The organism is Paenibacillus sp. oral taxon 786 str. D14, from assembly GCF_000159955.1.
In the GTDB taxonomy this organism is placed as follows: domain Bacteria; phylum Bacillota; class Bacilli; order Paenibacillales; family Paenibacillaceae; genus Fontibacillus; species Fontibacillus phoenicis.
This window is the reverse complement of record NZ_GG695977.1, coordinates 1-17,315: the sequence shown is the minus strand read 5'-3', so window position 1 is coordinate 17,315 and position 17,315 is coordinate 1. Positions and strand designations below refer to the sequence as shown.

The following is a 17,315-nucleotide window of genomic DNA, read 5'->3' as shown; positions in this document are numbered from 1 at the left end:
CGAAGCCTGTCCCCTTAACCAGCGGCCGAAGGGAATAACGGAATCCGGACTTGATTTGACGCTTTCCGGACTTTCCGTTGGTGTGGATGGGATTCGGTCTTCTTTTTCTAAAGGAAGGATTTATAATAGGGTTAATACCTTTGACAGCGCATTCATAAAGGTGTTCACACTGAAAAAACAAGCTAGTATCGGCAGGAAGAGGCGAGGGGGCCATGGCTAACACCGCGAAAAACAAACCATATCCGATTCGTCACTACGTTAACTTCATGTTTCTAATCTCCTTCATCATCCTGATCCTGGATTTTGTCATCAGCTTATCTGCGGTATCGATCGTCAAGCAGCAATCCACGCGTTTTCTGCAGGATACCGCGGATTTATACATCAACCGGATCAACCACGATTTCGCTTATATCAACCACTATACGGGCTGGACGCTGGCGAACGATGAGAACTTGCAGGCGATGAACGATCACCCGATGAACAGCGTGGAGTTTTTTGAGGGGAATGAAAATCTGCACAAGCGCTTTAATGAGCTGCAAAAAAACTACGGCCAGGAATACAATTTCTTCGTGTATTTGAAGAAACAGGATTTTTTCCTCAACTGTGCGCCGATCAGTATTCCGTATTCAGATTACCTGGAGCTCAAGGAACAGGTCATCGCCAACGTGGAGGCGGGACGGGATGTTTACGAGAAAATTTACTCCAAGTGGACACCGGTTGAAATTAACGGCAGGTACTATATTACGAACATCGTTCCTTTTCACGATAGCTACATGATCAGCCTGGTGTCCGCGGATCAACTGATTCGTCCTTTACGGGAGCTGAATCTCGGCGAGAACGGGTTCGTCTCCCTGGTGGATAATCGCAGCCAGGTCTTAACCAGCCCGATCTCCAACAACGGTGCGCTGCTGGACGAGGATCGGCGACCCTCGTTCTTTCAGAACTTGTTTAAGGGTGGAACGACGGTTAACGGGGAGTTCACGAACGCTTCTTTTCACGTAAAGCTGGTGATCCAGTTCGGGACATTTGAGAAAATCATGATCGCCCAGCTGCTGATCCTCCTGCTCGCCGTTATGATCACCTGCAGCCTGGGGTTCATCCTGATCTACTTCCGGAACAAGGTCCTTCTTCCAATCAAGAGCTTCTCCTATAACCTGGCGTTTTGGACGGAGGAAGGGGAGCCGTTGGCGTTCGAAAGCAGTAAGATCATCGAGCTGGAAAGAGCAAATAAACAATTCATGAACCTGGTCGACCAGATCAAGAAGTTTAAAATCGACTTGTACGAACGGGAACTGGAGAAGCAGCGGATCCAATTGGATTATATGAAGCTGCAGATTAATCCGCATTTTTTCCTGAATTGCCTGACGAATATCTATAGCATGGCGCAAATGCAGCTATATCAGGAAATCGAGCAGATGGCCTTATCCACCTCGCGGTATTTCCGCTACATCTTCCAAAACGATGGCGATTTCGTTAAGTTGAGAGATGAGATCGAGCACGTGCGGATTTATCTTGATATTCAGAAACACCGGTATCCAGATGCACTGGTTTATCGCATTGACGTAGAGGAGCTTTTGGCCGCAGAGACTCGAATCCCGCCGCTCGTCTTGCAGACCTTTGTGGAAAATGCGGTGAAATATGCGGTGTCCCGTATTTCACAAGTACACATCGAATTGGCGGTGCGATTGGAGCGGGAGGATGGCGAGGAGCGCATGACGATCCGGATCACCGATACCGGACCCGGATTCCCGCCGGAGATCCTGGAGTGTCTGCAGAACGGCAGACCTCTGGATCAATCCGCTGGAAACCATATCGGAATCATGAACACACTGCAGCGTTTGGCGTCTCTCTACAACGGGGATGCAGCCGTATCGTTCTCCAACCGGGAGGACGGCGGTGCATGCGTGATCTTATCCCTTCCGGCAGATGCCGGGACGAACAGGAGCGTGGCAGTATGAATGCATTAGTCGTGGATGACGATGTTTACGTCGTCGCTGCTTTAGAGAAGAAAATCGAGTGGAAGGCTCTGGGGATCGATAAGGTCTATACCGCAAACAACGTCGCCCAGGCTCGTGACATCCTGCAACAGCACTCGGTACAAATTCTGATCTCTGACATCGAGATGCCGCAGGGGAGCGGACTTGAGCTGCTCGCTTGGATCCGGGAAGAGAACTATGCCGTCCAGGCTATCTTCCTGACAAACTATGCGGATTTCAACTATGCGCAGAAAGCGATTGAGCTTCAGAGCTTCGAATATTTTCTTAAGCCAATCGAGTTCGATAAGCTGATGCTGATCCTTCGTAAAGCGGTCGCGCGGGCCGAGGAGCAGCATCAGCGGGAGAAGGCGATGCAAGAAGGGGTGCTATGGCAGCGAAATCAGGCCAACCTCTTGGAGTATTTCTGGCGTAAGCTGGTGAACGCGAGCGTGGCCGCACCCGTTAAGCCTGCAGCGGTGGCTCAGGCGGTGGAAGATCAGCAGCTCTCCTACCTTCCGTCCGACATCCTTCAGCCAGTGCTGATTCACGTGTTTCCATACAACGGCAGCTTAGGCCGGGAGGAGAAGGGGTTGTTCGATTTTGCCCTCGGGAATGTATTGGGCGAACTGCTCAAACATCCGCAGTTTGCCGTCGAGACGATCCTGGAGGTGAAGGAGCATCAATGGATGGCCATCCTCAAGTGGAACGCCCCGCCGGAACCCGACGTACTCGCGGAGTTATGCTCCGAAGGGATTCGCAGAGCCAACGCCTATTTGCATTGCGATGCTTGCTGCTTAGTGGGTCTCTCCGATCGGCTGGAGAGTATCGGCCACGTACTGCACCAACTGCTGGCGATGAACGAGAGTTTGACCAAAACCCGCAACCGAACCTATTGGGCAGAGCGCGATGATCTAAAAAAGCAAACGGTATATCATCCCCCGAATTTGACCCGTTTGGAGGAACTGCTTCATCAGAACGATTCGGCTTCGTTCCTCGCCGAGACGGCGCGATACCTTCGCGACTGCCTGGACCGCAAGACGCTGGACACCTCTTGCCTTGCCTTATTCCGCCTGGATATTGTGCAGCTTGTCTACGCCTTCTTGAAGTTAAAAGGCATCGAAGCGCACAAATTATATGCGGCGCGGGCCAATGAGCAGCTGTTGGCGCAGTCTCTCCATTCCATCGAGGACATGCAGGAATACGTCACTTATTTGGTGAATACGGCCATGGCCTATCGGGATTTTGCGGCGGAACCGAAATCCGTTGCCGAGGAGATCAAACAGTACATCCACGCCCATTACGGGGATGAGCTGACCCGGAACGACCTCGCGGAGGTCGTCTACCTCAACCCGGATTATCTCGCCCGCTTATTCAAGAAAGAAACGGGCATCTCGCTGGGCAGCTACGTCATCCAGGTCCGGATCTCCGTTGCCAAGCAGCTGCTCGAAACTACCAAACTGTCCGTGTACGCCGTAGCGAACCAAGTCGGCTACGCCAACTACTCCTACTTCTCCAAGCTGTTCAAGCAAGAGGTCGGAGTCACGCCCAACGAGTACAAGAAGAACCCGCGCACTGCTGCACGATGGCCGGTGGCGGAGCGGGCTTGAACGCTCCCCAAGCGCATGAAGAAGGGCCTTTCCGACGATCGGAAGGCCCTTTTCCCTTGTCTATTTCGATTTTTGCACCTTAAACGTAAATTTCCATTCCGCCGTATTCCCGGAATACCGGCCTCGATTTTCGGTAACCTTTACTTTAAGTGACTTGGTAATGTCCTTGGTCACGGAGGACCCTTTCACCGTTGCGTTAGCTGAGCCGCTCTCCGGAATTTTGTCCTGCTCTTCCGCATACGCTTTTAACTTCAGACTCTCCGATGATTTTAGCTTCAGAGTGACGGTTGAGCCTTCCTCGATTTCTTTGCCATTCACCGATGCCTTGGTATACCACTCATTGCCAACATGATTGTTCTCCACCAACTCAACGCTAACGAGGGTCACCTTGAGTTTGATCGTCTTTGTTGTAGCCGCCGACACAGGCTGAACCAAGCAAACCCAAATCAAGGACAGCATCAGCATAATTTTCAGTGCTTTTTTCATTGAGAGTGCCTCCCTCAAATCATATTTCCAGCAGTGCTCCGCACGGCCTGGGTTCCGCTTCCATTTTACTCCAATCCTTTGACACCCACAATCCTATGCAAATGCAAAAGAAGACCGCCGATCAACGACGATCTTCTTCGCTTATTCACTTATTTTCCAACCGACAGCAAGAACCGCTCCAAAGCCCCCGTATCCGTAATGCTATGGTTGCAATCCCGGTTCTCCAGGCAGACATAATTCCCGTACATGGAGAAGTTGTCCGGCGAAGCATGGGCGGACTTGGTTTTCACCGAGAAAAAGGCAAGCTCCTGATGCCGATTGCAGAACAAGCAATACCCTTTCTTATTGGTCGGCGTGATGCGGCCCTCGATGCCGATGAACCGGCCTTCGTACGGGTAGACGATGTATAGCTTGTTCGTCGCGATGTCCACCCAACTTAAGTACGTCACGTAACGAAAGTCGATGGCGGCGAGATCCGGTACTTTCAGCTTTTTATTTTTAGGGAATAGCTTCTCAATCTGCTTCACCGTAATCGGCGGAAAAGGCTCCAGATATTGTTCCAACGCGCCAAGATATCTTTGGAACTCATAAGCTGTCTCGAAGGTCGCGATTTGACCGAGCATCTGCTTCTGCTCCTCCGTCAGCGTCAGAAAGGCCTCAACGATATTCGTAACGGCACTAAACCTTACTGTCTCCAGAACGCTTCGATCCGCGACGGTTCGCAGGGTTTTCTGAAGAAATTCCGCTTGTTTCTTGATCACGTTATACTGGTGGTTTCTAATAAATGGTGTACACATAGCTTTCAGCCCCTTATTTGTAATGAATCAATTCAATAAGGTGCAAAGCCTGTTATTAGAAACGATAAAATGAATTTTGGGCGATCGAATAGGAAAAAGTATATCAGCAAGTTCGGAAAGCCGCAATTCGATTCCTCTTAAAATCAAACAAGTGCCCTACTCTCTTGTCCACACCGATTCATAGAAACGGAAATATATTATATCACCCCTATGAAAAGGAGTGATAGATTTGGCAAACCGCGATGTACGTCTTGCATTATGGTCAGGTACTAATTTTACTGGCCGCCGGATTCTCTTCAGACGCGGCGGGGTCGCTGTCCGCGATCTTGGAGCGTTCAGATTCAACAATGCACTTACCAGCTTCCGTCTCAGAAATATTGTGCAAAGCTCTCGCGTCACCCTGGTGTTGTTCTCGGGAACGAACTTTCAAGGTTCCTTCCGGGTATTCCGGGGCAGTCAAAATGTGTCCAACTTGGGCAATTTCAACTTCAATAACGTGACATCTTCGCTCATTTTAGTTGGCCGTAATCTGACGAACTCGGAGATCGCTGAAATCCAACGCACCGGAAGACCACCTAGAGACATTCTTATTATTAGACAATAATTGATTACAGGCTCATCGTTGGAAGCAGATCTAAAGAAGCTAGAATTCACCGCGTTCCTCTTACCCGGATTGGTTTCCTCCTTAAATGCACGAATATAGCGAAACGCCCCGGCCTTAGATCGCTCTTTGGCTGGGGCGTTTGTTGTTTAAGCTGCTTTTTTACTTTGCACCTTTGTAAGTTAAATGGATGTGATTCAGGTCCGTACTGCTATCAAAAATAAATTCAAGCTGGTAATCCCCACGGACGTACACTAATTTTTTCTGAGTGAGTTTACCCGATTTAATGGTAGAAGTCGAGTTTGGCATCCCATTTCTTGATCATTTCATCACGTGGATTGCCCTCATCCGCATTCAGAATTAGGGATACATTCAACTCGCCTGAATGTTTGGGGGGTTCTAAACTTGACCATTTTATTCCGTGTTTCGCCAGTTTCATATGTGCCTCTTGCACTTGCTTGCCTGAATAGCCGTGTTCATTAAATAAAAATAATCTTACTAATGCAAAGGAGCAACAATTTCTACCTTCATTCGATCAGGATCCTCAAAAAATACCGCATAATGATCCGGTCCACCTGCATAAGGATGTCTATCTTTATACAGAATAGTAACCCCACGATCTTCAAGCTGATTCGTAATCTTATTTACCTGCTCCTTGGAATTAGCTTGGAAAGCAAGATGATTTAATCCCACTCTTTTTCGGTGATAGGGAATATCTAAGTATTTTTCTCCTGTTTGTACAAAGACAATATATGTAGTTCCGCTGATCCAACTCACTCCCTGGTCCCACTCTTGATAGACCGAATATCCAAGCTCTTGAAAAATCCAATCCCAGAACGCTCTACTTGTTTGGAGGTCGGAAACATTGATTTCGACATGATGGATCATTGATAAGCTCCTTTTTATTACATTCCCTCAAGGATGTTTCTAGCAACCTGGTTTGCTTCATTTTTATTTCCCGCTGGTCCTGATACATATCCCTCAGTAAGATGATATCTCTCATTTATATCATTCAATTGTAACCATACCTTATTAAAATCAGCGGATGTCATTATGGAGCCGATTGAATTTAGTACATGAAACTCATTATTCTTTGTAAGTGTTTCAAAATATTTGTTGCCTTCTCTCTTGAGCTTGATATCATAGACCAAATCGTTATCTACAATCATTTTTCCGATGAACCTATCTTTCCCAAAAAGCACTTTATAGTGCTCGCCGATGATTGATATTTGCGTTTGCTTTTCGAACTCCGTTTCTACCGAGTAAATAGTGCTTCTCAGACTTACTTCTACATGACGGGGACGATGAAAGTCATAAGTGAGATAAAGAATTACAATAAGGAATATACAACATAATGTTATGATCACTCTCTTCTTCAATTGGTCACCTCCATAAGATGAAACCTGAAGGATGTTACGGAGTCTTCAAGTTATTCAATCAAATCAAGACTTAACCGGATCATATCCCTGCACTGAATTCCGTTCTCATAAATCTTTTCAGGATAATGTCTTATAAAAAAATCCCGATCGATTCCAGTAATTCGGAATCCACATTTTTGATAAAGGAATAGCTGACCTATGCTTGAGTTTCCTGTCCCTATTTCAATCGTTTTGACGTTTTGTTCTCTTGCTTTGTCAATTGCAAAATGGATCAGTTTCTTCCCGATTCCTCTTCCCTGAAAGTCTTCACGCACCGCGATATTAACAATCTCCAATGTTCCTGGTCGTGTTTGTAGTAATACAATGACAGCAATAACTTTATCTCTATCATGCAAACCAACATAACACTGACCTCTTTGCAAATACTCCTCGATCATCTCTTGCGATGGATCAGCTAAGAGTAATAGATCAAGGGGAATATCTTCGTGATCCTTAAGTAATCTAATCTTCACATCCATATTTATCTCCCATACATTCTGCAGTAATTGAATCTATTGTTCTTGCATGCATGAACTAATATTCTTTATTGAACCTACAAATTACGTCGATGATTTTGTGTATTGAAATCTAGAAATAGAAAGACCAATCCCACAATAATGCAGAGTGACCCAAATCAATAATTGATTCGCCTTCTTCGACCAAGGAATTCAAACTTCAAACCATAAGACTCATCCAAGAAGAAGGGAAAACGGTGGCGCAGGTAGCCCGAGAAATGGGGCTGCATGAGTACGTTGTACCGCTGGATCGCCGAATTCAAGAGTAGCGGAGAAGCCGAATCAGGTCTGGAGGACCCCTGCACGCGTAAAATTGTCGGCTTCCATATGGACGAACGAATGACGAAGGAGCTTTGTTTGAAGGCCCTGGATCAGGCGTATCGCCTTCAGAAGCCCAAAGGGAACGTGGCTGCATCATTCTGATCGCGGCAGCCAGTACGCATCCTCAGACTATTAGCAGCGATTGAAACAATATGTTATTATAGGTAATAAATGGATTTTCAAAGCCCCATACTCCTAAAAGTATTGCTATTTCAATTAGCCAATGAAATATTTTGTTTTTTTCTTCCATTACTCTTCTTCCAAAAAATGTTTTGTGTCCGGCTGCTTCCGCTTCCTTGCTACTGAAATGCTCTCCGAATCCACTCCTAACTTCGTGCCGGACCGAGGGCGAATGCCCGATGCGTGAATATGGTGTTATCTGTAGTAATCGCCATCTTCGTCCCCTCTTCCAAACGGCAGTTCTATATATTCTTCTATTTCATAATCCTCATCCATTTCAGAAAATAATAATCGTTCAATCTCTTGGTTTTCTATTATCTTCTTCTTTTTCATATCTGTCCTTCTAATTTTATTTTGTAAATCTATTTCCAATTGCTTCTTATATTCTTTATCAATTTGGATTCCCAGTTTTTCTAGTTCTCTTACTGCACACAATAGATCAACAGCAAAATGATTGCTATATCCTCTAACAAGATTCTTTCCATTGTACTTAACTAACCAATGCTTCGCAGCTTGTAGTCTGCCTTCTTGATTAAGTCTTTTATGTCTTGGTGTATTATTTTTCTTTTTCATTTTTCCTCTTGGCTCTTATGAATTTTGCGATTATTACAGATTACGTTCGTGTATTCACGACGTCCTTCCCCCTTAGATAGCTCCTATCTTAGGGGGAAGGATGTGTCCGGCTGAATTCACTTCCCTGCTTCTGCCAATGACATCCCCGAATCCACTTCCGACTCCGGTCCGGACCGAGGAGGCTCGTCCCCCGATGCGCGAATATGGTGTTAGCTGAATTTGCTGTCTTCTACGAATTACTAAAAATAGATCTTTACATCTTTGTAATCATGTATCCCTGTTCCATGCCTGGCTAATCCTTTATTAAACAGCTCCTGGCAGGCTTTATTCAACTCAATTATAAAATCCTTGCTCAAGTCTAATTCATTATGTCCCGGCAGTATTCTTGTTATATGATCGATTCGACTTATCTTCTCTACAGATTTGATAAACAACAATGGATCTGTCGTTGGATAAAATGCAAACAAAGTTCCCTTGTAGATTAAGTCTCCAGTATACAAATAGCCGCGCTCTTCTTCATAAATACATAGATGCCCTGGTGAATGCCCAGGTGTATGTAAGAAAGTTAATGTTCTGTTTCCTAAATTTATCGTTTGATTATCCTTTAATACGGCAGTGGGCTTACCCCTGTATGGCTCATAAGCTTCTATTCTAAAATCAACTGGTAACGGTTTTGTAATATCTCTACCTACATCACGACGTATTACCTCAATAGGAAGTCCAGGTATTCCATTCTCTAACCAATCATTCTCTAACTCATGTACGTATATTTCATTAAACTGCCCATGACCCCCAATATGATCCCAATGAACGTGTGTTGTTAAGACTTTAATAGGCAAAGAAGTTAATTGATCAACAACACTTTTGATATTTCCTATTCCAATTCCTGAATCTATTAGCGCAGCGTATTCATCACCAATAACTAAATATGAATGCACCTTCTCCCAATGGCCATATTCACTTATGGCAAAAGTCATTGGGTGGATTTCTTCAATTGTGAACCACTCATCGGGATTCAATGAGTTTCCCTCCCTTTTAATTTCGTTCTTTACAGCAATTTCAGCTAACGTTACTGTATCTACGAACCCGAGAGGCTTAAAGGAGCGATAGCGACTGGGTCCCACGGACTTAGTCTCGCAGGGTTGTGAGCTGATTTAACTTCTCTGCTATTTCTTCTTGCGAACCAAGGGCGTATCCCGCAGCGTAGATACTATGTTATAGGATGTCAGCGACTTCTTTGAATCATCTATATACCGAAGTTTATTACTCAAGATACCAATTTATCATTGTAGCTTCATTACATTCAATCGCTTCCCAACCTTCACTAGTAATTATTTCTTTCGTGTTTATATCATTGCTTAACATAAGTGTAATCAATGAATCATGAACACTTAAAAATGCTGTATCATTAGTCTCGTACGTTACAATAATCTCTGAAGGTGCCATTTCATAGAAGTTTTTATTTGTAATATCATCTACTAGTATTTCGCCACTTGTATCGAATATTGGTTCAGAGTATTGGATTTTTGTAATTCCCTTTGATTTAAATACTTCAATTATTGTTGCAATTAAGAAGTGAGAGATAAATCTCAAGTTAGTTCTCCAATTCGTTCAGCAGAAACATAACCTCTAAAATAGAAGAATCCTCTCGGTTCCAAAAAAGCAATGGTTTATACTCATCTTTTTCTAGTCCGGGTAACCAATTACTCACAAACTCTTCTAAAATCGCCTTCGTCAAGACTCACCAAGGTTCCACCAACCAAGTAAGTTATCTTATATGTTAACAGCGGTGTAATATCAGGGCGAATAAAGTTTCCAATGCCCTTCGGTAACAACTTCGACTGCTCCGTCGGTCACTTTGATGGCGGTCTGATCATCAATCGCATACGCCGGCCCCTGCATCCCGGCGGCCCATCTCTCTGCAGCTGACATGGTGTTTTCCGGAAGCATCTCGTGGTCCAGATGCGGAAATATTGCAAAATCAACCAGTCCCAGCGCTTCATCGCCACCGGTGGGCGGAGTCCAGCCAACGAAAAATTCCAAGATGTTAGGTGCCATCACCATACTCCCGGCGCTCAGTCCCACATAGACTGTGTGCAGCGACGGCAAGAGGTCTGCCAGCCCGGATTGCCGCATCCAGTGGCACAGGTATAGGGCGTCCCCGCCCGCCACTAGCAGGACGTCCGTCTTCTGGACCAGCGGCACCCAGCGGTCTTCGCCGATGCTTGGCAGCGCTGTAAGCTCCAGCACGCCGACGGACTTCCAGCCCAGGCCGACCATGTGATCCTCGGAATTTCCGCTGATGAATTCCCAGGCTTTGACGCCGGGGCCGACCCAGGGGTGTCCGTACATCGCGGTGGGGATGCACAGGGCATTGGAGTCGGAGATCGGCTTGCCCAGCATGCCAACCAGCGCGTCGTGTATGCTTTTGTTACTGATGCCTCCAGATGTGAGCAGAAATTCCATAACTTCACTCCCTTTCATTGTGTGCGTCTGACGTTTATTCCTTTAAACTTTTCAAACGGGGGTGCGAACGTCTAAGGGATAGCTTAAGCTGGTATACAACCCAAACTGACCTGACATTGTTTCGGTCTTTTAATTACTTCGGACATTGTTTCTATCAAACAATCATTTGCTTTAGTGGACTTCGTAATTTCCCATATGCCTAGGTATTCAAAAAAATGATTGAACTATTCTGCCCTTGCCCGTAGTTTACTAACTAAGAAGAAATCTCTTTTGATTTTTTCCTTTTTTTCGCTGATTTCCTATAACGTTTTTGTATTCACGAAACGACCCAGCCTTAGATAGCTCTTATCTTAGGCTGGGTCGTTTGTTGTCTGAGCTTGCTTCTTCGGTTATTCGTCTGACAACCAAGAGACAATTAAGTCTCGCAGCGTGAATACGGTGTTATATGAAGTGTCACTCTTCATTGAAAGTACTACGATAATATTTCATTCCATTCTTCTTCTGAGATAACTTTATTTTTGACTTTGCTAGACTCAATTGATTCTATAAATGAAACAATGCTTGAAATATTCTTAAAGATTAATAAACTTTCTTGATAATTCAAAATACTGTTGTCATGAGCAAAACTCCTATCATTTCTTACTTCATTAAAAGCTTCCAGTATCGATATCGAACTTTTTAGTATTCTTTCTGTCATTGATGATTCTATATATCCATTCTTTTTGAGGAATTTTATATACTCTCCATAAAAACTATGAAGCGGTTTACTCTTGTCATACGATATCCCATGCCGATCACACAGACTTCTTATATATTTGACCATATAAGTATGAAGTCTATCTAACGCTACTTCTGGTTCATTTTTTTCAATTGCCTCTCTTATATTCTTGGCAAGGAGTTTAAAGTTCATATCATCAATCTGGGGTTCAGTCAAATCAGCTAAGTGTTCAGAGATATTTTCACGTTTAAGTTTTTCTGCGATCTTGATACATTCATCAAACAGCTCTTGTTCTTTATCGCTTATTTCTTCCTCAAACCTTGCTTTCATTTCCTTCCAATAGTTCAACAAATCAATGGTAAGGACAGAAACAATATAATTGTTCTCCAATCTCCATATTGCTCTAAGTCTATTTGCTTTTGAGTCTCCAAAGATAGAATATTTGGGGTCATAAACATCAATATTCACAGAATCAAATACGGATTGCTGAAAACTATTATTAGAAAAATTCAGTACATATCCACCCCCCATATTAAAAATTCTCTCGAGTTTTATTTTTTCAATGTTTGTCAAGTCTGACACCAATGATCACACCCTCAAAAACATATTGTGACATTTCATCTAACGTTTCCGTGTTCACGACGTCCCACCGACTTAAGCCACGAAGTGGCGGCCGCGATGCGGTTAGTCGGTGCGGATGTGTCCGGCTGATTCTGCTTCCCAGCAGCTGCCAATTACATCCCTGAATCCACATCTTACTCCTGCCGGACCGAGGGGCGAATGCCCCGAAGCGTGAACATGGTGTTAGACGAAGTTATTGCCATCTTGATATGCCTGCATTAATGTTCTTATTACTCATTTTTCATTTCATTTCTAATTCTATTCTCAATAACAAGTAAATCTTCTCTTGCATCCTTAGCAATAATCTTCAATATAATTCCCAATAAAATAAGAAATATAGAAACTAGAAATGAAAATATTGTTATAAGTTTTCCAAGCAATTTATCTTTAATATCGTAATCTATAAGCTCATTAAAGTTGCTTGTACTAAAGAAAATAATACCTAAGAAAAAGAATACAACCCCTACTAAAATAAGCCAGATTGATAGTTTTTTGGCTCTTTCAAAATACGGCATAGTAATCCTCCAATCAAATTATTATTTCGATTTAAATCAACAAATTTAAAGTCATTTGATGTGAGGTTTTTACTGTATTGCAATAATTTCGTCTAACGTTCTTGCATTAACGACGCCCCACCACCTTAAGGCTCCAGAGGAACCGGCCGCGATGCGGTTAGGTGGTGCGGGTGTGTCGCCTGTGATAGCCTCTTCGAAATGCCTCGGGCGACCGTGGGACGGCGAAGCCGACCCGATGCGTGAATGCATTGTTAGCTGATGTTGCTGCCTTCTCTTGAAATTTCCCGCGAGGTATTTCTTCTATAATTATCAAATAATTTTTTTATATCCGATTTTCTTGTTACATAGCTAGTTAATACTTGACTATTCTGAACAAAGTTACTAACTTTCTTAATATTGATGTTACAGAAGAAAAGAATCCTTAGTTTTAATTTACCTCTTAAATTATCATCTATGGTTTTCTTAAAGCTAAGTCTTATAAAGAATATCTCATACGCAGCATAGAGTACAAAAAAATATATGTAGATTACAAACATCAATGAAAGGAGTAGCGGTAAAAGAAAGTCCTTAATTAATTCACTTACGTTAATTTGATCTAAGCCTAATATAATTGATCTTATTGAGTGAATTATTACAATGAACCCTATTATAAATAATATAGCGTTGAAGAAGTTCTTTATGATTGCATTTCTATTTTGGTAATCTGCCGAATGTTCTATAAATCCTACAAATATAGAAGAAACGATAATAAGAAACACAATTACAATCTCCCATATTACTCTGAAACTATAAAGGTTAGTAATGAACTCTACGATAGCGACTATTTTGACATTTTCTTTAATCATATTATAAAAGTAGCTAATATCTTTTGCCTTTCCGATTGCAGATGACGCAGAAATTACACCGGTAACGAAAAACCATACAAGTGTGTCTTTCAACTGTCTATATTCCCAGAATCCAATCTTTATTAAAATATAGATCATTAACAAGTAATAAATACACATAGTGATATACCAATATACTAACTTTCTACTAAACATAATTTTTAGCATACCTGGAATTTGTGCTCTTACATTATGTAAAGAGAGTGCATACAAAATAAAAATCAATATCCAAAATCCAATAGCTAGTTCCCTATTGCTAAATACTTGATTTAATTGTGAGAGCCACATTTTATCATCTCGCTCTTTTGTGTTTTCGCAGCAATGTCAGCTAACGTTCTCGTATTCACGAACCCTCACTGGCTTAAGAGGCTTTAGCCCCGGGTCCGACGGACTTTGCCAGTGCAGGGTTGTCTGCTGATTCCACTTCCTCGAAAACCCTCTTGCAGACCAAGGACCGTTAGGCCCGCAGCGTGAATACGGTGTTATCTGCTGTTCCTCGACTCCAATGAAATACTTTCAAGTACTAATTCTTTGTTATCTCGATGATTGAAGCATGTGGAATCTCCTCGATTTCGTACTGTGTCCTAAATGCCATTCCATGTCCTACTACAATCACATAGTCATATGTTTTGTATTTATCAATCACTTTGTCCATTCTATCTTTCATCATTTGTTTAGATTCCCATTTCCTCGTTTCTCCTGCTGGATAAATTCCTTTATGATTATCATAATCTATACTTAATTCTCTTAATTGCTCTAATGAATCATATTGAAAGGTGAGATCTCGCTGCCATTCCCTTAGATCAAATTCGACTCTTAGCTCTAGCTTTAGTTCTTTGGACAGGATCGCGGCTGTCTGCATTGCTCTTGTATATGGAGAACTTATTATAATATTTCCCTTTTTTAGTCTTGGATCTCGTGATGCACTATGTACTTGTTTGATACCGCCTTCTGTAAGTGGGACTAAATCCCGTCCATGTCCTCTAAGTTTATATATTTCGTTAATTTCCCATAATGGTTCGCCATGGCGAACTAAATAATATGTTGTCATTCATTCCACGTCTCTCTATTAATAATTTGCTTTCGAGGAATTGCAGATAACGTTTTTGTATTCACGAAACGACCCAGCCTTAGATAGCTCTTATCTTAGGCTGGGTCGTTTGTTGTCTGAGCTTGCTTCTTCGGTTATTCGTCTGACAACCAAGAGACAATTAAGTCTCGCAGCGTGAATACGGTGTTAAGTGAAGTCTCCCTCTTCTTGAATTGCCCTCACGATAATGGGTTTAACTTCTTTTAGGTTTCTTGTAGCTACTTCCCAAACGATACTTTCATCAATTCCAAAATATTCGTGAATCAAGATATTCCTTAGTCCGATCATATTCTTCCAAGGGACTTCTGGATACTTCCTCTTAACTTCATCGCTAAGATTTCTAGCGGCTTCTCCGATAATTTCTAAGTTTCTTATTACTGCATCCAGAAGCATTTGATTAGCTAAAAACTCATCATATTTAACGGCACCGAGATAAGTTTCTATCCGATTAATTGACTCTAGAATGTCCATTAGTACATTAACCGATCGCTTCACTGATATTGTACCTCGCTAAGAATTTCATCTTTCATATAAGATTTAATGGCATTAGGGGTTACAAGATCGACTTCTCTGCCAAATACAGACTCTAAATAATCCTTCAAATCCAAAAATTCAAATCCTACTGGACGAGAAAATTCAACTAATAAATCGATATCACTTGTTTCCGTCTGTTCATCTCGAGCAAAAGAACCAAATAATCCTATCTTCGAAACATAAAAACGATCCATCAAAAATCTCTTTTCAATCCTTAACTTGTTTTCAATATCTTCTCGCTTCATTGAATTCCCTCCTTGTTTCAAGATTATGTTTTCATTATAACCTAATGGATATTATTTTGTTCGTATTGTCTTTAAAGGGAGATTTCACTTAACGTTCTTGTATTCACGAACCCGAGAGCCTTAAGTGAACAACGGGAACGGGTCGCCAGACTTAGGCTCGCAGTGGTTGTCTGCCTGATCCCCTTCTTCGAAATGCCGCGGGCAGACCAAGGGGCATTAGCCCTGCAGCGTGAATACGGTGTTAGACGAAGTACTTGTCCTCTTTGAGTTTACTGATATAGTTATTATTAAATCCTTAATGTCCTTGGAGGTAATATCTTGAGAAATCTTGTGGACGATTATTTAACTCATAATTTAACCCCTTTACTTTTAGAATTTGGTGCAAATACAGAAGTTGTCTCGAAAGTCTGCGCTGATATCAACTCAAGGTTATCGTCAATAATTTATCGTTGGAGTGATGAAGAATTCCGTTCAACAATACTCCTACATGGAATTGAAGAAGCCACATACTATAGCCCTGTGAGTGATATAAATATAAGGGCACTTGTGGTAGTTTGTATTAGAAATAGCTTGCTAGAGGACCTTTCAAGCACAAGATCTGCAGCCAAAAGTCTTGGTTTATCAAATCCTATTATCTCAGATGACCAAATTAAGAAAATTACTTCGGATGCTATTACTTTCTTCTCAAATAACGACCTGCTGTCAGCATCCCAACAAATCACTAAGCCTCTAGTGGATCCTTTCGAAAAGATTCAATTTGAGTATCCTCTAGCCTGGTATGTAATGAGAAAACTTAGTAAATGTACTAATTTTACAACATTTGGGGCCAAAGAAATTTTGAAAAGTAATGACTATACTACCAACAAAAGTAATGCATCGGATATCTTTGTAGAAGTTCAAAGTGGAATTGACCCCACTATTAATCATACCTTAAACAAAATACTTGAAAGTATTAGAAACAGGAAACAGCACTTTTTCTTTTCGGACTCTTTCAAGATGATAACAAGGCACCCAGAGAAATTGTATAAAATTATTGAATCCGTCCTAAATGCAAATGCTCCAGTAGTGACCTTTAACTATTACATTAGTAATGGCTATGTTGCACGCAGAACTAATTTGTTAAAACCAGCCCACTCAGAGAAAGATCTTAACGAAAAGTACAAGAATACTAATGGCTTAAGAAAGGCGCATTTAGAGATAATTAAAATCATGCGCTGATTTTAATGTTCTGATCACTTACAAGTATTTCGTCTAACGTCTGTGTATTCACGACCCCGAGAATCTTAAGGCTCCGGAGGAGCCGGCCGCGACGCGGTTAGGTTCGCAGGGTTGTCCGCTTGGATCCACTTCTTCGAAATTCCTCGGGCGGACCGAGCAGCCACCAGGCTGCGATGCGTGAATACGGTGTTAGATGAAGTACCCGTTCTCTTCGATTCACTTACACCTCAACAATTCCTTGTGATTCATATGGATAGTCAATTTGTTTCTTGATGATTTCTACAGCATCCTTATTAACTAATAGGCTAACAATATATAAAGCAAGATCAATTGATGTCGATACTCCCCCGGCAGTTATGAGATTCCCATCCTTAACTATTCTTGATTTAATCACTTCTTCACAATATGGCTCTAGTAATTCATAAGCATTGGGATGTGTTGTTGCTTTCTTGTACTTTAAAAAGCCTGCAGCTCCTAGTAAAAGCGAGCCTGTACAAACAGACACTATGTACTTTACCTTATCAGCTTGTCCCAACCATGTGATAAATTC

At 42.4% G+C, this 17,315-nt stretch carries 23 protein-coding genes; 6 read left to right on the top strand and 17 right to left on the bottom strand.

Translation table 11 applies throughout. The features are described from left to right. Positions 1–212: 212 nt before the first annotated feature. Both POTG_RS11810 and POTG_RS11805 read left to right on the top strand, forming a co-directional pair. The gene (locus POTG_RS11810; RefSeq protein ID WP_009225055.1) at positions 213–1,958 is read left to right on the top strand and encodes a sensor histidine kinase; all 1,746 of its coding nucleotides are present in this window, start codon (positions 213–215) and stop codon (positions 1,956–1,958) included. After that, the gene (locus POTG_RS11805) at positions 1,955–3,583 is read left to right on the top strand and encodes a response regulator (RefSeq protein WP_009225054.1); all 1,629 of its coding nucleotides are present in this window, start codon (positions 1,955–1,957) and stop codon (positions 3,581–3,583) included. Before POTG_RS11810 ends, POTG_RS11805 begins: the two co-directional genes overlap by 4 nt. 60 nt (positions 3,584–3,643) lie before the next feature. Here POTG_RS11805 and POTG_RS11800 read toward each other — a convergent pair whose 3' ends face one another. Both POTG_RS11800 and POTG_RS11795 read right to left on the bottom strand, forming a co-directional pair. Beyond that, positions 3,644–4,069 carry a hypothetical protein gene (locus POTG_RS11800; RefSeq protein ID WP_009225053.1) on the bottom strand — a complete coding sequence of 142 codons (426 nt, stop codon included), beginning with the start codon at positions 4,067–4,069 and terminating at the stop codon, positions 3,644–3,646. Positions 4,070–4,218: 149 nt separating this feature from the next. Beyond that, entirely contained in the window at positions 4,219–4,866 is a 648-nt protein-coding gene (locus POTG_RS11795) for a FusB/FusC family EF-G-binding protein (protein WP_009225052.1), read from the bottom strand. A 229-nt stretch (positions 4,867–5,095) separates the two neighbouring features. On the opposite strand from POTG_RS11795, the gene POTG_RS11790 reads away from it, so the two are divergent. Next, positions 5,096–5,470 carry a hypothetical protein gene (locus POTG_RS11790; protein ID WP_009225051.1) on the top strand — a complete coding sequence of 125 codons (375 nt, stop codon included), beginning with the start codon at positions 5,096–5,098 and terminating at the stop codon, positions 5,468–5,470. Positions 5,471–5,750: 280 nt separating this feature from the next. On the opposite strand, the gene POTG_RS24340 is transcribed toward POTG_RS11790, so the two are convergent. From POTG_RS24340 to POTG_RS11775, 4 genes are read right to left on the bottom strand one after another with little or no spacing between them, the layout of a single operon-like run. After that, positions 5,751–5,921: a hypothetical protein gene (locus POTG_RS24340; protein WP_009225050.1), complete on the bottom strand. Its 171-nt coding sequence runs from the start codon at positions 5,919–5,921 to the stop codon at positions 5,751–5,753. Positions 5,922–5,965: 44 nt separating this feature from the next. Then, on the bottom strand, positions 5,966–6,355 hold the full coding sequence (locus POTG_RS11785) for a VOC family protein (RefSeq protein WP_009225049.1): 390 nt from the start codon (positions 6,353–6,355) through the stop codon (positions 5,966–5,968). A 17-nt stretch (positions 6,356–6,372) separates the two neighbouring features. Beyond that, positions 6,373–6,846, bottom strand: a complete 474-nt coding sequence (locus POTG_RS11780; RefSeq protein WP_036645129.1) for a hypothetical protein — start codon at positions 6,844–6,846, stop codon at positions 6,373–6,375. Between the two features lie 50 nt (positions 6,847–6,896). Beyond that, positions 6,897–7,358: a GNAT family N-acetyltransferase gene (locus tag POTG_RS11775; RefSeq protein WP_009225047.1), complete on the bottom strand. Its 462-nt coding sequence runs from the start codon at positions 7,356–7,358 to the stop codon at positions 6,897–6,899. Between the two features lie 164 nt (positions 7,359–7,522). Here POTG_RS11775 and POTG_RS25370 point away from each other — a divergent pair, with 164 nt between their 5' ends. Then, positions 7,523–7,669: a transposase gene (locus POTG_RS25370; protein ID WP_157273425.1), complete on the top strand. Its 147-nt coding sequence runs from the start codon at positions 7,523–7,525 to the stop codon at positions 7,667–7,669. Continuing rightward, positions 7,629–7,823: a hypothetical protein gene (locus POTG_RS25365; RefSeq protein WP_009225046.1), complete on the top strand. Its 195-nt coding sequence runs from the start codon at positions 7,629–7,631 to the stop codon at positions 7,821–7,823. Before POTG_RS25370 ends, POTG_RS25365 begins: the two co-directional genes overlap by 41 nt. Before the next feature lie 273 nt (positions 7,824–8,096). Here POTG_RS25365 and POTG_RS11765 read toward each other — a convergent pair whose 3' ends face one another. From POTG_RS11765 to POTG_RS11720, 10 genes are all read right to left on the bottom strand, one after another. Beyond that, positions 8,097–8,474, bottom strand: coding sequence for a hypothetical protein (locus POTG_RS11765; RefSeq protein ID WP_050769752.1), 378 nt, complete (start codon positions 8,472–8,474; stop codon positions 8,097–8,099). Between the two features lie 239 nt (positions 8,475–8,713). Continuing rightward, complete coding sequence (locus POTG_RS11760) at positions 8,714–9,493, bottom strand: MBL fold metallo-hydrolase (RefSeq protein ID WP_009225044.1); 780 nt, start codon at positions 9,491–9,493, stop codon at positions 8,714–8,716. Positions 9,494–9,737: 244 nt separating this feature from the next. Beyond that, positions 9,738–10,067, bottom strand: a complete 330-nt coding sequence (locus POTG_RS11755) for a DUF2711 family protein (RefSeq protein ID WP_009225043.1) — start codon at positions 10,065–10,067, stop codon at positions 9,738–9,740. A 204-nt stretch (positions 10,068–10,271) separates the two neighbouring features. Further along, the gene (locus POTG_RS11750) at positions 10,272–10,940 is read right to left on the bottom strand and encodes a Type 1 glutamine amidotransferase-like domain-containing protein (RefSeq protein ID WP_009225042.1); all 669 of its coding nucleotides are present in this window, start codon (positions 10,938–10,940) and stop codon (positions 10,272–10,274) included. A 472-nt stretch (positions 10,941–11,412) separates the two neighbouring features. Further along, positions 11,413–12,240 (bottom strand): abortive infection family protein, encoded by an 828-nt coding sequence (locus tag POTG_RS11745; RefSeq protein WP_036645180.1) that lies wholly within the window; start codon positions 12,238–12,240, stop codon positions 11,413–11,415. Positions 12,241–12,509: 269 nt separating this feature from the next. Beyond that, positions 12,510–12,794, bottom strand: coding sequence for a hypothetical protein (locus tag POTG_RS11740; protein ID WP_009225040.1), 285 nt, complete (start codon positions 12,792–12,794; stop codon positions 12,510–12,512). Positions 12,795–13,045: 251 nt separating this feature from the next. Further along, positions 13,046–13,966, bottom strand: coding sequence for a hypothetical protein (locus POTG_RS11735; protein WP_009225039.1), 921 nt, complete (start codon positions 13,964–13,966; stop codon positions 13,046–13,048). Between the two features lie 235 nt (positions 13,967–14,201). Next, complete coding sequence (locus tag POTG_RS11730) at positions 14,202–14,729, bottom strand: histidine phosphatase family protein (protein WP_009225038.1); 528 nt, start codon at positions 14,727–14,729, stop codon at positions 14,202–14,204. Positions 14,730–14,915: 186 nt separating this feature from the next. After that, the gene (locus POTG_RS11725; protein ID WP_009225037.1) at positions 14,916–15,263 is read right to left on the bottom strand and encodes a HepT-like ribonuclease domain-containing protein; all 348 of its coding nucleotides are present in this window, start codon (positions 15,261–15,263) and stop codon (positions 14,916–14,918) included. Then, positions 15,260–15,547 carry a nucleotidyltransferase family protein gene (locus tag POTG_RS11720; RefSeq protein WP_036645127.1) on the bottom strand — a complete coding sequence of 96 codons (288 nt, stop codon included), beginning with the start codon at positions 15,545–15,547 and terminating at the stop codon, positions 15,260–15,262. The genes POTG_RS11725 and POTG_RS11720 overlap by 4 nt, the downstream gene beginning before the upstream one ends. A 318-nt stretch (positions 15,548–15,865) precedes the next feature. Here POTG_RS11720 and POTG_RS11715 point away from each other — a divergent pair, with 318 nt between their 5' ends. Further along, positions 15,866–16,765: a hypothetical protein gene (locus POTG_RS11715; protein ID WP_009225035.1), complete on the top strand. Its 900-nt coding sequence runs from the start codon at positions 15,866–15,868 to the stop codon at positions 16,763–16,765. Positions 16,766–16,985: 220 nt separating this feature from the next. On the opposite strand, the gene POTG_RS11710 is transcribed toward POTG_RS11715, so the two are convergent. Beyond that, the coding region (locus tag POTG_RS11710; protein ID WP_036645124.1) for a DJ-1/PfpI family protein at positions 16,986–17,315 on the bottom strand (330 nt) is incomplete at its 5' end.

Excerpts from the sequence above, each read along its gene's own strand:
- POTG_RS11740 (WP_009225040.1), bottom strand. The coding sequence starts at position 12,794 with ATGCCGTATTTTGAAAGAGCCAAAAAACTATCAATCTGGCTTATTTTA.
- POTG_RS11730 (WP_009225038.1), bottom strand. The coding sequence starts at position 14,729 with ATGACAACATATTATTTAGTTCGCCATGGCGAACCATTATGGGAAATT.
- POTG_RS11785 (WP_009225049.1), bottom strand. The coding sequence starts at position 6,355 with ATGATCCATCATGTCGAAATCAATGTTTCCGACCTCCAAACAAGTAGA.
- POTG_RS11810 (WP_009225055.1), top strand. The coding sequence starts at position 213 with ATGGCTAACACCGCGAAAAACAAACCATATCCGATTCGTCACTACGTT.
- POTG_RS25365 (WP_009225046.1), top strand. The coding sequence starts at position 7,629 with ATGAGTACGTTGTACCGCTGGATCGCCGAATTCAAGAGTAGCGGAGAA.
- POTG_RS11765 (WP_050769752.1), bottom strand. The coding sequence starts at position 8,474 with ATGAAAAAGAAAAATAATACACCAAGACATAAAAGACTTAATCAAGAA.
- POTG_RS11800 (WP_009225053.1), bottom strand. The coding sequence starts at position 4,069 with ATGAAAAAAGCACTGAAAATTATGCTGATGCTGTCCTTGATTTGGGTT.
- POTG_RS11750 (WP_009225042.1), bottom strand. The coding sequence starts at position 10,940 with ATGGAATTTCTGCTCACATCTGGAGGCATCAGTAACAAAAGCATACAC.
- POTG_RS11805 (WP_009225054.1), top strand. The coding sequence starts at position 1,955 with ATGAATGCATTAGTCGTGGATGACGATGTTTACGTCGTCGCTGCTTTA.
- POTG_RS11795 (WP_009225052.1), bottom strand. The coding sequence starts at position 4,866 with ATGTGTACACCATTTATTAGAAACCACCAGTATAACGTGATCAAGAAA.
- POTG_RS11720 (WP_036645127.1), bottom strand. The coding sequence starts at position 15,547 with ATGAAGCGAGAAGATATTGAAAACAAGTTAAGGATTGAAAAGAGATTT.
- POTG_RS11735 (WP_009225039.1), bottom strand. The coding sequence starts at position 13,966 with ATGTGGCTCTCACAATTAAATCAAGTATTTAGCAATAGGGAACTAGCT.